The 12850-nt window shown below is 59.3% G+C and carries 12 protein-coding genes; 10 read left to right on the forward strand and 2 right to left on the reverse strand.

The genetic code is table 11. From position 1 onward, the window contains the following. The first annotated feature begins 48 nt into the window (after positions 1 to 48). From GVN17_RS17450 to groL, 5 genes are all read left to right on the forward strand, one after another. The gene (locus GVN17_RS17450; protein ID WP_166596497.1) at positions 49 to 1056 is read left to right on the forward strand and encodes a DUF481 domain-containing protein; all 1008 of its coding nucleotides are present in this window, start codon (positions 49 to 51) and stop codon (positions 1054 to 1056) included. A 290-nt stretch (positions 1057 to 1346) separates the two neighbouring features. Then, positions 1347 to 2078 carry a HugZ family protein gene (locus GVN17_RS17455; protein ID WP_166596498.1) on the forward strand — a complete coding sequence of 244 codons (732 nt, stop codon included), beginning with the start codon at positions 1347 to 1349 and terminating at the stop codon, positions 2076 to 2078. Positions 2079 to 2143: 65 nt separating this feature from the next. Further along, positions 2144 to 2641 carry an FxsA family protein gene (locus GVN17_RS17460; RefSeq protein ID WP_166596499.1) on the forward strand — a complete coding sequence of 166 codons (498 nt, stop codon included), beginning with the start codon at positions 2144 to 2146 and terminating at the stop codon, positions 2639 to 2641. 253 nt (positions 2642 to 2894) lie between these two features. Beyond that, a complete protein-coding gene (locus GVN17_RS17465; protein ID WP_133749662.1) occupies positions 2895 to 3188 on the forward strand; it encodes a co-chaperone GroES in 294 nt (97 codons plus the stop codon). Positions 3189 to 3239: 51 nt separating this feature from the next. After that, on the forward strand, positions 3240 to 4883 hold the full coding sequence (gene groL / locus GVN17_RS17470; RefSeq protein WP_166596500.1) for a chaperonin GroEL: 1644 nt from the start codon (positions 3240 to 3242) through the stop codon (positions 4881 to 4883). Between the two features lie 93 nt (positions 4884 to 4976). On the opposite strand, the gene GVN17_RS17475 is transcribed toward groL, so the two are convergent. Then, positions 4977 to 5720 carry a phosphatase PAP2 family protein gene (locus GVN17_RS17475; protein ID WP_166596501.1) on the reverse strand — a complete coding sequence of 248 codons (744 nt, stop codon included), beginning with the start codon at positions 5718 to 5720 and terminating at the stop codon, positions 4977 to 4979. A gap of 231 nt (positions 5721 to 5951) precedes the next feature. On the opposite strand from GVN17_RS17475, the gene colR reads away from it, so the two are divergent. The 5 genes from colR (at position 5952) to GVN17_RS17500 (ending at position 9729) form a co-directional block, all read left to right on the forward strand. After that, positions 5952 to 6635 carry a two-component system response regulator ColR gene (gene colR / locus GVN17_RS17480; protein WP_166596502.1) on the forward strand — a complete coding sequence of 228 codons (684 nt, stop codon included), beginning with the start codon at positions 5952 to 5954 and terminating at the stop codon, positions 6633 to 6635. Then, on the forward strand, positions 6625 to 7905 hold the full coding sequence (locus tag GVN17_RS17485; protein WP_166596503.1) for a HAMP domain-containing sensor histidine kinase: 1281 nt from the start codon (positions 6625 to 6627) through the stop codon (positions 7903 to 7905). The genes colR and GVN17_RS17485 overlap by 11 nt, the downstream gene beginning before the upstream one ends. 207 nt (positions 7906 to 8112) lie before the next feature. Continuing rightward, positions 8113 to 8781, forward strand: a complete 669-nt coding sequence (locus tag GVN17_RS17490; protein ID WP_166596504.1) for a class I SAM-dependent methyltransferase — start codon at positions 8113 to 8115, stop codon at positions 8779 to 8781. Between the two features lie 4 nt (positions 8782 to 8785). Next, positions 8786 to 9505: a lipopolysaccharide kinase InaA family protein gene (locus GVN17_RS17495; protein ID WP_166596505.1), complete on the forward strand. Its 720-nt coding sequence runs from the start codon at positions 8786 to 8788 to the stop codon at positions 9503 to 9505. Continuing rightward, entirely contained in the window at positions 9502 to 9729 is a 228-nt protein-coding gene (locus GVN17_RS17500) for a hypothetical protein (RefSeq protein ID WP_166596506.1), read from the forward strand. Before GVN17_RS17495 ends, GVN17_RS17500 begins: the two co-directional genes overlap by 4 nt. Positions 9730 to 9787: 58 nt before the next feature. On the opposite strand, the gene GVN17_RS17505 is transcribed toward GVN17_RS17500, so the two are convergent. Beyond that, positions 9788 to 12826 (reverse strand): multidrug efflux RND transporter permease subunit, encoded by a 3039-nt coding sequence (locus GVN17_RS17505; RefSeq protein WP_166596507.1) that lies wholly within the window; start codon positions 12824 to 12826, stop codon positions 9788 to 9790. Positions 12827 to 12850: the final 24 nt, after the last annotated feature.

Below are 12850 nucleotides of genomic sequence, written 5' to 3' on the forward strand. Positions count from 1 at the left end.
CGAGGGATAATGCCCGATTTCCCGCCAACCAGAGCCCAGTCGTTGCTTATGTTGTCCAGAACCCTGTTGTGCCTAGCCATTACCAGCGCTTCCACCCCTTTGCTCGCCGATACCGTCTGGTTGAAGAACGGTGACAAGCTGACCGGGACCATCAAGGTCTTCGACGGCGGGAAGCTGCTGCTCAATACCAAATATGCAGGCGATATTCCGCTGGACTGGAAAGAAGTCAAGACGCTGGAAAGCGATCAGCATCTGCTGGTGAAGCAGGACGCGTATACCGGCGAGATTTCGAAGTCGCTGCATGCCGCCGACGATGGCAAGGTCACGTTGGCCAACGGCGATGCGCCGAAGACCGTGGACCTCGCGAGCATCCAGCAGATCATGAAGCCCAAGCCGGTGGTGACGGATCTGGTGTGGAAGGGCAACATTGATGCGGCCCTCGACTTCCAGCGCGCGGACAAGGACACCGACGACTACAACATCGACTTCAAGACCACCGCGAGTCATGGCCGCTGGCGTCATAACGCCAAAGGCGAGTACAACCGCGAAACCCAGGACGAACTCACCACGACCAACAACTGGAGCGCCGAGTACTCCCTCGACCGCTTTATTACGGACAAGTGGTTCTGGGACGGTCGTGTGACTTACAAACACGACGGCATCGAGGATTTGCGCAGTCAGCGCACAGTGGGTACGGGTCCGGGTTACCAGTTCTGGGATGACGAACTGGGTGCGTTCAAGGTCGGCACGCTGCTTAACCGCACGGATTACGAATATTCAAACGGCGAGAAAGACAATTTCTACTCGATCTCCGGCACGTGGGACTACAACCGCTACCTGATCGGCAAGAAAGTCGAGTTCTTCACCAACGGCGAAGTCGGCAAACCCATCAGCGGTGTTGCGGACTACAGCCTCGATACCGAAGTGGGCCTGCGCTACAAGGTCACCGAGTGGGCGTCGCTCAACGTCAAGGCCGAGAAGAACATCATCAGCGGCTCCGACGATGGCGACCTGGACAAGACCCGGTATACCGCCGGTTTCGGTGTGGCCTGGTAACGGTTTCTATATATACCTGACAGGCTCCGTGTATCGGGGTGCGAACCCTGTAGGAGCGAATTCATTCGCGAAAGAGTGTGCAGGCGATGCAAATGTGTCGGCTGGGCCGCCGTCTCGCGAATGAATTCGCTCCTACAGGTGCTGAGCGCTCCTGAAAAAAATTACGCAAAACCCCCGCAAAATCGTCACGTCTCCTCAATCTGGCACCCTTCAGCGATAACGATTATCGTGTGGCTCATTCGCTGCGCATCCTTGCGCGCCCTCTGTGTTTTGATTTCAGGAGCCCCACCATGAGCACCAAAGCCAACCGGCAAGCCCGAGCATTGTTGCTGAAGGAATATCGCGGCGTGCTCTCGACACATTCCAAGTCGATGCCCGGTTACCCGTTTGGCTCCGTGGTGCCGTACTGCCTGGACGACCAGGGTCGCCCGCTGATCCTGATCAGTCGCATCGCTCAGCACACCCACAACCTGCAACTCGATCCCAAGTGCTCGATGATCGTGGGCGAGCGCGAAGCCGAAGACGTGCAGTCCGTGGGCCGCGTGACAGTCATGGCCGAAGCGCAGAAACTCACCGACGAAGCCGCCATCGACGCCGCCGCCCAGCGCTATTACCGCTATTTTCCCGAGTCGGAAAGCTACCACCGCGCCCACGATTTCGATTTCTGGGTGCTGAACCCTGTGCGCTATCGCTACATCGGCGGCTTTGGCGCGATTCACTGGCTGGACGACGTGGCGCTGGCCAACCCGTTCGCAGGTGCGGCAGAAACCGGCATGGTCGAGCACATGAACGACGACCACACCAAGGCCATCGCCCATTACGTCGAACTGGCCGGGTTGCCCCAAACCGAACCGGCAGTTCTGGTGGGCATCGACAGCGAGGGCATGCACCTGCGCATCGGGCAGAGCCTGTACTGGTTGCCGTTCGCTGAACCTTGTAATACGCCGACACAAGTCCGCCAAGCCTTGGTTCAGTTGGCTCACGCTGAAAAATGGCCGACCGTTGAAGCCGTAGAAGCTTGAATTAACGACTTTGCGACTTCACCTAGTGTCTACTGGAAGCCTACTTCCGTTGAGGAAACTATTTGATGCGCGCTTTTCTACTGCTTTTATTGCTTTTTCCGGTGCTTGAGCTGTTCGTGCTGGTGAAAGTCGGGATGTCGATCGGCTTTTTGCCGACCTTCCTGCTGGTCGTTGCCGGGTCCATGCTCGGGATTTTCGTGGTACGGGTCGCGGGCTTCGCGACGGCCATGAGGGCTCGTGAAAGTCTGGCGCGGGGCGAATTGCCCGCGCAGCAGATGATGGACGGTCTGATGATGACGGTCGGCGGCGGCCTGCTGGTTCTGCCCGGTTTTATCAGTGACGTGCTGGGGCTGATCTGCCTGATGCCGTTTACCCGTCGGCTGCTGGTGAGCAAGGTGCGCCAGCGTGCCGAAGCGTCGGCCAGCCGTCAGCGTGCGTTCGCCGACGATTTGCGTTCAGCGGGTTCGACGCACCCGGGTGCTGGCCGTCCGGGCGCCCGACAACCTGAGGTGATCGAAGGAGAGGTCATCGAGGGCGAGTACGAGCCTGTCGACAAAAAGTGATTTCGTCCTCCATCGCCACGGCACCTTCGGGTGCCGTGTGCGTTTTCGTGACCGCGTTCCGCTTAAAAAATTTCTCGGGTGAGCCTTGTAATCAGCTTGCTCGCCCTTATGTATGGGTCACCGCAAGGTTTCTGGCGCATTTCGTCAGACCGTATTCTGCGGTTCGCCTGCGAACCGCAACCGGCAAGCCCGGATGCTTTAACCACCCGGTGCCAACATCGGGCGTTCAAAAACCATAATTAGGAGATCGACAATGAAGCTTCGTCCTCTGCATGACCGCGTCGTAATCCGTCGCAGCGAAGAAGAAACCAAGACTGCTGGCGGTATCGTTCTGCCGGGTTCGGCTGCCGAGAAACCAAACCGTGGCGAAATCATCGCCGTTGGTACCGGCCGCGTCCTGGACAATGGTGAAGTACGTGCGCTGGCCGTGAAAGTGGGTGACAAAGTGGTGTTCGGCCCTTACTCCGGCAGCAACACTGTGAAAGTAGACGGCGAAGACCTGCTGGTGATGAGCGAGAACGAAATTCTCGCGGTCGTCGAAGGCTGAGTTGATACCCCGCATTTCCCGTTACTACAAAGTATTTAAGGAATAACGATCATGGCTGCTAAAGAAGTTAAATTCGGCGACGCTGGCCGTAAAAAGATGCTGGCTGGTGTAAACGTCCTGGCCGACGCCGTCAAAGCGACCTTGGGCCCGAAAGGCCGTAACGTCATTATCGAGAAAAGCTTCGGCGCTCCGCTGATCACCAAAGACGGTGTATCGGTCGCCAAAGAAATCGAACTGAAAGACCGTTTCGAAAACATGGGCGCGCAGCTGGTCAAAGACGTTGCCTCCCGTGCGAACGACGACGCTGGCGACGGCACCACCACCGCGACCGTTCTGGCTCAAGCCATCGTCAACGAAGGCCTGAAAGCCGTCGCTGCCGGCATGAACCCGATGGACCTGAAGCGCGGCATCGACAAGGCGACCATCGCCATCGTTGCTGAGCTGAAGAAGCTGTCCAAGCCTTGCACCGACACCAAAGCCATCGCTCAGGTCGGCACTATCTCGGCCAACTCCGACAACTCCATCGGCGACATCATTGCCGAAGCCATGGAAAAAGTGACCAAAGACGGCGTTATCACCGTTGAAGAAGGCACAGGTCTGGAAAACGAGCTGTCCGTCGTCGAAGGCATGCAGTTCGACCGCGGCTACCTGTCCCCGTACTTCATCAACAAGCCGGACACCATGGTGGCCGAGCTGGACAGCCCGCTGTTGCTGCTGGTCGACAAAAAGATCTCCAACATTCGCGAAATGCTGCCAGTCCTGGAAGCCGTTGCAAAAGCTGGCCGTCCACTGCTGATCGTTGCCGAAGACGTTGAAGGCGAAGCCCTGGCGACGCTGGTTGTGAACAACATGCGTGGCATCGTCAAAGTCGCTGCCGTCAAGGCACCAGGCTTCGGCGACCGTCGCAAGGCCATGCTGCAGGACATCGCTGTCCTGACTGGCGGCACCGTGATTTCCGAAGAAATCGGCCTGAGCCTGGAAACCACTACCCTGGAACACCTGGGTAATGCCAAGCGCGTCGTGTTGAACAAAGAAAACACCACCATCATCGACGGTGCTGGCGTTCGTACCGACATCGACGGCCGTATCGCTCAGATCCGTCAGCAAATCGGCGACACTTCTTCGGACTACGACAAAGAGAAACTGCAAGAGCGTCTGGCCAAGCTGTCGGGCGGCGTTGCAGTGATCAAGGTCGGTGCTGGTTCCGAAGTTGAAATGAAAGAGAAGAAAGCCCGCGTTGAAGACGCCCTGCACGCAACCCGCGCAGCCGTCGAAGAAGGCGTGGTGCCTGGCGGTGGTGTTGCGCTGGTTCGTTCGCTGCAAGCGATCTCCGAGCTGCGCGGCGACAACGCTGATCAGAACGTCGGTATCGCGCTGCTGCGTCGCGCTGTTGAAGCGCCACTGCGTCAGATCGTTGCCAACTCCGGCGACGAGCCAAGCGTTGTGGTCGACAAGGTTAAGCAGGGTTCGGGTAACTTCGGTTACAACGCTGCTTCCGGCGAATACGGCGACATGATCGAAATGGGTATCCTGGACCCGGCCAAAGTGACTCGCTCTGCTCTGCAAGCGGCGTCCTCGATTGCCAGTCTGATGATCACCACCGAAGCGATGATCGCTGACGTGGCAGAAGACAAACCAGCTGGCGGCGGCATGCCAGACATGGGCGGCATGGGTGGCATGGGCGGCATGATGTAAGCCAGCCTTACCCGGATGCACAAAACCCCGCTTCGGCGGGGTTTTTTATGAGCGGGTTTCGGGGATTGGGAGTTGGCTCAGCCAACCCGACATCTACCCAGAAACCGTCGCCCCTTCGACCACTTTCTCTTTCTTGCCCATCGGTCTGTACAACACCGCGTAATAGGCCCCCAGGCAAATCAACCAGCAGAACACTGCCGTCCAGATATTATGGGAAAAGAAGTGGGCGCCCTGCAGCATCCGCCCCACTGAGAACACCGTTCCCAATCCAAAGGCGAAAATCAAACCCGCCTTGGCCAGACGCGGCTTGCGATCACGGAAAACGAAGAACAGCGCGAACAGCGTGAAGCCTGTCGCAGCGTGACCACCGGGCCAGCAACGGCCTGGTTTATCGGTAGGAGGGCGAGGGCTGAGCAGCTCGCTGTAAGTTTCCTGACCACCGAACTCCGTCAGGCTCCATGGGCATTGCACTGAGGTCACCACCTTGACGGGGGTGACGAAGCTGGTCGACAACGCCATCGACAGCACCATGCAGCCCAGCTCCCGTTTCCAGGGCTTCAGCCGTCCCACGAAGAACGACGCGATAAACCCCACGAACGACAGCACCCCCAGCGCGATCACCACCTGCTTGGCGCGGTCATGCAGGACGTTTTCCAGAAAATAGCTGTGCTTGCCAATGAACCCGCCCGTGGCCGGGTCGTACGCCAGCTTGGCAATGTCCATGTCCAGGGATGTCAGCTCCAGCAACAGCAAGGCAATGGCGGTCACCGCTGGAATGCCGAGATAAACCCACAGGTTGATCGGGCGCGAGGCGGGCCGTTCGAAGACTTCAGACATGGTGAATCCCGTGTGATGGCAAGGAAAAAGCGAGGGTGGACCGAGAGCGTTCGGCAGTCTGTGCGCGGGTCTGTCGCGGGGCTGTGAATCAGGAGTGAAAAAAACGTTATGTGCAGTGGCGCTGGCCCTTGAGCGAACTTGGCCTTAAGCTGCCGCCAACTCTGACCCATTACTCAAGTATTTCGATACCCTCCGGGTCATGCCGACAACCGCATATGGAGACATGCACCCATGAGAATTCTGCTGGTTGAAGACAACCGCGACATCCTCGCCAACCTGGCGGACTATCTGGGCCTGAAGGGCTACACCGTCGACTGCGCGCAAGACGGGTTGTCCGGGCTGCACCTCGCTGCAACCGAACACTACGACCTGATTGTTCTGGACATCATGCTGCCGGGCATCGACGGCTATACCCTGTGCAAACGCCTGCGCGAAGACGCCCGCCGCGACACGCCGGTGATCATGCTCACGGCCCGCGATCAGCTCGATGACCGTCTTCAGGGCTTCCGCTCCGGCGCCGACGATTACCTGCTCAAGCCGTTCGCATTGTCGGAGCTGGCCGCGCGCATTGAAGCCGTGCTGCGTCGAGCCCAAGGCGGTGGTCGCCGCACCTTGCAGGTCGCTGACCTGATCTACGACCTCGACACCCTCGAAGTGACCCGCGAAGGCCGGATGCTCAAACTCAACCCGGTCGGGCTGAAGCTGTTGGCCGTGCTGATGCAAAAAAGCCCTCACGTGCTGCGCCGCGAAGTTCTTGAAGAAGCGTTGTGGGGCGATGATTGCCCGGACAGCGACAGCCTGCGCAGCCACGTTCACCAATTGCGCCAGGTGATCGACAAACCGTTCGACAAGCCGCTGCTGCAAACGGTGCATGGCGTCGGTTATCGCCTGGCCGAGGGCCGCGATGGAGTTTAAGCAGAGCCTTGCCCAGCGGATCATCATCGCCTTTGCGCTGATGAGCGCGCTGGTGGCCGGCTCGTTCGCCATGGGCATTGTCGCGACGGTGCACCTGGTTGAAGAAAAGCTGATTTCGGCAGGCTTGGGCGGTGACCTGACGCGCCTGTTGTTGATGGACAGCGTCGAGGACTGGAGCCACCGGCCCGAGCCCGATCAGTTGTTCTATTTCAGCGGCGGTCCGGGAGATTTTGAGCTGCCCAAAGACCTGCGCCACCTGGAGCCCGGTTTTCACGAGGTGTTCCGAGGTCCGCTGTCGTATCACGCGATGGTCGAAGTGGTCGACGGCCGCCATTACGTACTGCTGCAAGACCAGAGCGACTTCGAAGAGCGCGAGCGTGTGCTGTTCGCCGTTGTGCTGGTGGGCTTCGTACTGGCACTGGCGTTAGCGATTTTCCTCGGCTGGGTGTTGGCGCGTCGGGTGATGGCGCCGGTCGTGAGATTGGCGCGTCAGGTGCGTCATCGCGATCAACTGCTGGGCCTTGCTCCGCCGCTGGCCCCCGATTACGCCGCGGACGAAGTGGGCGAACTGGCCGTGGCCTTCGATGCCACGTTGGGGCGTCTGCGCGATGCCTTGACCCGCGAGCGGATGTTCACCAGCGACGTCAGCCATGAATTGCGCACGCCGCTGATGGTGCTCGCCAGTTCCTGCGAATTGCTGCTTGAAAACCCTGCCCTCGATCAACGCGCCCGTGCGCAGGTGGAGCGGGTGGGGCGCGCGTGCGAAGAGATGCGCGACCTGGTCCAGACCTTCCTCATGCTGGCCCGCACACAGCGTGACGACGCTGGCATGAATCCCCAGCTGTCGCTGCAGGGTGCCGCACAACAGCTGCTGACGCTGTGGCGTGAGCCGATCGAGGCGAAGGGGTTGCTGCTGGAGTATCACCCTGAGGCTGCCTCGCAGACGCCTCATAACGCGACGTTTCTGTATGCGGTCATGGGTAACCTCCTGCGCAACGCGCTGCATTACACCGACCATGGGTTCATTCGCCTGACGTTGTTGCCCAACGGCTTCACGGTAGAGGATTCCGGCGTCGGTATTCCCGAGGAAAAACGCGAGGCAATGTTCCAGCCGTTCGTGCGCGGAAGCGAAAAACGCGGTGAAGGGCTGGGACTCGGTTTGTCACTGGTGCAGCGTATCTGCGAGAACCAGGGCTGGACCGTCAGCCTCGACACGATGGAGCCGAACGGCTGCCGTTTCAGCGTCGATTTTGGCAAGGCGAAAGGTTGATCCCGTCAGATGAATCATTGCGCAGCAATGTATAGACAATGTAAATGTTGCTGCGATTTGGCGAGTTATGACCCTATGCTTGCCCATCTTCTGGAAAAACCTCGTAACATTTGCGCACATAAAGGCACGTTTTTTTCACATCATCGTGACCTGACGATGACGTAAATCCACTTAATTTTGGCTGCATCACCTTACGGAGATACAGCCATGAGCAAGCGGATTGAGTTAGATTTTTCGCGCAAATACGACGATGCACACGCCAGAAAATATTTGCACAAACATCGGGACGGATTAGCGCGGCGGTTGTCAGATCGTCGCGACAAACAGCTGGCAAGGCATGCGCTGGCCCTCGCGGGGGAACCGGGTCTTGTGCTGGACCTTCCCTGTGGCGCGGGTCGTTTCTGGCCCGTGCTGGCTGAAAAGGCCAACCGGGTCATCATCGGCGCCGACAATTCGGCCTCGATGGTGAAGACGGCATGCGAGTCGCAACCGGCCGACGTGGTGAAACGGGTACGACCCTTGCAGACATCTGCATTCGCCATCGACATGCCAGATAACGCCGTCGACAGCATTTTTTGCATGCGCCTGATGCACCACATCGGCAAGGCCGAAGACAGAGCGGTGTTGTTGAATGAGTTTCACCGCGTGACCCGCGACAGCGTGATCATTTCACTCTGGGTGGACGGCAATTTCAAAGCCTGGAAGCGCAAGCGTGCAGAAAGTACCCGCCAGCAGGAGGGCTACCAGAACCGCTTCGTGTTACCGGCAGCCACAGTGGAAGCCGAATTCGAGAAGGCAGGATTTCGCGTTCAGGAACGCTTGGATTTCCTGCCGTTGTACGCCATGTGGCGTGTGTATCTATTACGTAAGAGGTAACAGGATGGCCGTGGATTTTGCAGCAGAGTTGACCCTTCCCGCCAAGGACCGTTTCGCCTATTTCTGGAATACCAAAGGTGACTGGGTGGAAGAACCCAATGTCCGCCGTGGTGGTGAGAGTGGCGTGCAACGCGTCGTTTCGGAGAACGGTCGGCTGCTGTACGTCAAACGGCAAGTCGGTCACATCTACCGCAGTTGGCTGCATCCGTTCGGTCGTCCGACGGTGTTGCGCGAGCGGGACGCGCTGGAAGGGCTGCGACAACTGAACGTCAGTGTCCCGCGCATGGTGTTCTGTGGCGCCGAACGTGACGAGAACAACGAATGGCGTGCGCTGTTGGTGACGGCGTCGCTGGACGGGTTCGACGAGTTCGAGAACTGGCTCAAGGCCGGTGGGCGCGAGCAGTACGGCGAGGCTGTTTACGAGCAGATGCTCAAGGAACTGGCCGTCAATCTGGCGCGCATGCATAAAGGGCGCTGGCAACACAGCTGCATCTATATCAAGCACGTTTTCGTGCGTGTAGTGGGCGAGGGCGCCAATGCCAGACCCGAAGTTGCACTGATCGATCTGGAGAAGTGCCGTCAGCGTCTGACCGCCTACGGCGCCGCACAACACGACATGAAACAACTGCGTCGCCATTCGTCGTTTGCATCAGCGGATTGGAGCAAGCTCGTCTACTTTTACGAGACGGCGTTTGGCAGCCCCATCAAAGGTTTAGATCGATGAAGTTAGAACTGGCGCGAGGTTTGTTTTTGGTCGGGGCGTTGGGCATCACGTCCATCGCCATGGCTGCCTGGGAGCAACCCAAGGCCCAGATTCTGAGCGCGGTACACGGTGAAGGGCGCTGCCCTTTGCCGCGGGTGGCGAAGGCCGCTTCGCCCGTACGCCCGGATCACGATCTGCTGTTGCTGATGTTCGGTTTGGCACAAGGGACGGGGCCGCAGCATTGAAATCACCCTCTGACTGAAAAGCCCCGATGATTCGGGGCTTTTTTTCTGCTGTGGCTATTTACGCGGGTGCCTTCGCGTCATCCTTCCCCGCCAGCACCGTATAGACACACGGCAGCACAAACAGGGTGAACAACGTTCCCACCGACATCCCCGTCGCGATCACCAGGCCGATGTCAAAACGGCTCACCGCACCGGCACCGGTTGCGAGGATCAGCGGCACCATGCCGAACACCATCGCCGCGGTTGTCATCAACACCGGACGCAAACGAATCGCCGCCGCTTCCTCCACGGCCTCGCGCGCGTTTAACCCCTTGTCACGCCGCAATTGGTTGGCGAATTCCACGATCAGAATCCCGTGTTTGCTGATCAAACCGATCAGCGTCACCAGCCCGACCTGCGTATAGATGTTCAGTGTCGAAATCCCGAGGAACAACGGAATCAGCGCGCCACAGATCGACAGCGGCACCGTCACCAGAATCACCAGCGGGTCGCGGAAGCTCTCGAACTGCGCCGCCAGCACTAGGAAGATGATCGCCAGTGCCAGCCCGAACGTCACCCACAGCGCGTTGCCTTCCTGCACGAACTGCCGCGATGCCCCTGCGTAGTCATAGGCAAAACCGGCCGGGGCTTCTTCGCTGGCGATCTGGCGGACCGTCTCGATGGCTTCCCCCATGCTCACCAGCGGGAAACCCGAGATGATCGCTGAGTTCAGCTGCTGGAACTGGTTGAGCTGACGCGGTCGTGCGCGGTCGCTGACGGTGATCAACGTCGACAGCGGCAACATAGTGCCTTCGGCGTTTTTCACGTAGTAGTTGGACAGCCATTGCGGGTTGTCGCGATAGGCGCGCTCCACCTGGGCGATAACCTTGTAGCTGCGGCCATCGATAGTGAAACGGTTGATTTCCGCCTCGCCCAGCAACGTCGCCAGGCTGCCGCCCAAATCCTGCATCGATACGCCCATCTGCGCGGCCTTGGCGCGGTCAATGTCGACCACCACTTCCGGCTTGTCGAAGGCCAGATCAAGATCGAGAAACGCGAACTTGCCGGACTCGGTCGCCCGTTTCTTGATCCGGTTCACGACCTCAAGCAGGGCGGCGTAATCGTTGGGCGTGTTGATCACGAACTGAAACGGCAGCCCCTCACCGGTGCCCGGCAGCGATGGCAGGTTGAAGCCGAAAATCTGCAAACCAGTGATGCCTTCAAGCTTCGCCTGCACTTCGGGCAACAGCTGCATTTGCGTGCGGCTGCGTTCGTCCCACGGCTTGAGCAGAAAACCGCCGACGCCGGTCTGCACGCCGTTGAAACCGTTGATCTGGAACGACGAGTAATACTCCGGAAACGCCTTGAAGATGCTGATGAACTGGTCGGTGTACTTGTTCATATAGTCAAGGTTGGTCGGCTGGGGCGACGTCGCCATCATGAAAATGATGCCCTGATCTTCGTCCGGCGCCAGTTGCGACTGGCTGAACTTGAGGAAGACCGGAATCAGGCACAGCACCAGCACCGCGAAGACGATCACCACTGGCCGGGTGTTCAGCGTGCCGTGCAGCACCCGCTGATAACGCACTTTCAGGCCGTCGAAAATCTGATCGAGCTTGTGGGCGAGCCCGCTGGGGTTTTCGTCGTGGCGCAACAGCACGGCGCACATCATCGGCGAGAGGGTCAGCGCCACCACGCCGGAAATCACCACCGCGCCCGCGAGGGTCAGCGCGAACTCCTTGAACAACGCCCCGGTCAGCCCCTCCAGAAAACCAATCGGTGCGTATACCGCCGCCAACGTGATGGTCATCGAGACCACCGGCATGGCGATTTCTCTAGCGCCTTCGAGCGCAGCGTTGAGCGGCGTCTTGCCTTCTTCGATGTGGCGATGGATGTTCTCCACCACCACGATGGCGTCGTCCACCACCAAGCCGATCGCCAGCACCATGGCCAGCAGCGTCAGCAGGTTGATCGAGTAGCCCATCATCTGCATGAAGAACAGCACGCCGATCATCGACAGCGGAATGGTCACCACGGGGATCAGCACCGAACGCAAAGCCCCGAGGAACAGGAACACCACGACGATGACGATCAAGACCGCTTCGATCAGGGTTTTCACCACCTCATGGATCGACGCCTGAATGAACAGCGTGGCGTCGTAGGCAATGGAGGCTTTCAGGCTCGGCGGCAACTGGCTTTCCAGCTCTGGCATGATCCGCCGGACTTCCTTGATCACGTCCAGCGGGTTGGAGCTGGGCGTGCCCTTGATGCCGATATAGACCGACGGTGTGCCGTCGAACGAGCTGACGGTGTCGTAGTTTTCCGCACCCATTTCCACCCGCGCCACGTCACCCAGCAGCACACGGCTGTCGCCCACGGTCTTGAGCGGGATGGCCGCGAAGGTTTCCGGGGATTTCAGGTCGGTGGTGGCGTTGACGCTGGTGACCACGTATTCGCCTTTCACTTCGCCCGCCGCCGAGAGGAAGTTGTACTTGCGCACGGCGTCGGTGACGTCGTTGGCTGTGAGGCCGAAGCCCGCGAGTTTCACGGGGTCCAGCCACAAGCGCATGGCGAACACCTGATTGCCGAGGATCTCCGCCTGCGCCATGCCCGGCAGGGTCGCCAGCTTTGGCTGAATGACCCGCGACAGGTAATCAGTGATCTGCGGGTTGTTCAGCTCCGCGCTGTAGAAACTGATGTACATCAGCGCCGAGGCGTCGGCCGCCTCTTTGGTCAGCACCGGGTCTTCGGCGTCCTGGGGCAGCTTGTTCTTCACCTCGTTGGCCTTGGCGAGCAGCTCGGTGTAGAGGCGGTCGCTGTTGGAGCCGATGCGCGCGTAGATGGAAATCACCGAGAAGTTCTGACGACTGACCGAGGTCATGTAGTCGATGCCTTCGGCGCTCGCCAGACTTTGCTGCAGCGGTTGTGTGATGTAGCCCTGAATGGTTTCGGCGTTGGCACCGGGGTACGCCGTGGTCACGGTGATCAAGGCGTTTTCCATCTGCGGGTACTGGCGGATGGTCAGTTTGCTGAACGCCTGGAACCCCAGCAGCACGATCAGCAGGCTGATCACGCTGGCGAGGACGGGGCGACGGATGAACGGGTCTGTAAATGCCATGCAAGCTCCTTCGACGATCAACCA

Source organism: Pseudomonas sp. SLFW (assembly GCF_009905615.1).
Taxonomy (GTDB): Bacteria; Pseudomonadota; Gammaproteobacteria; order Pseudomonadales; family Pseudomonadaceae; genus Aquipseudomonas; species Aquipseudomonas bambusae.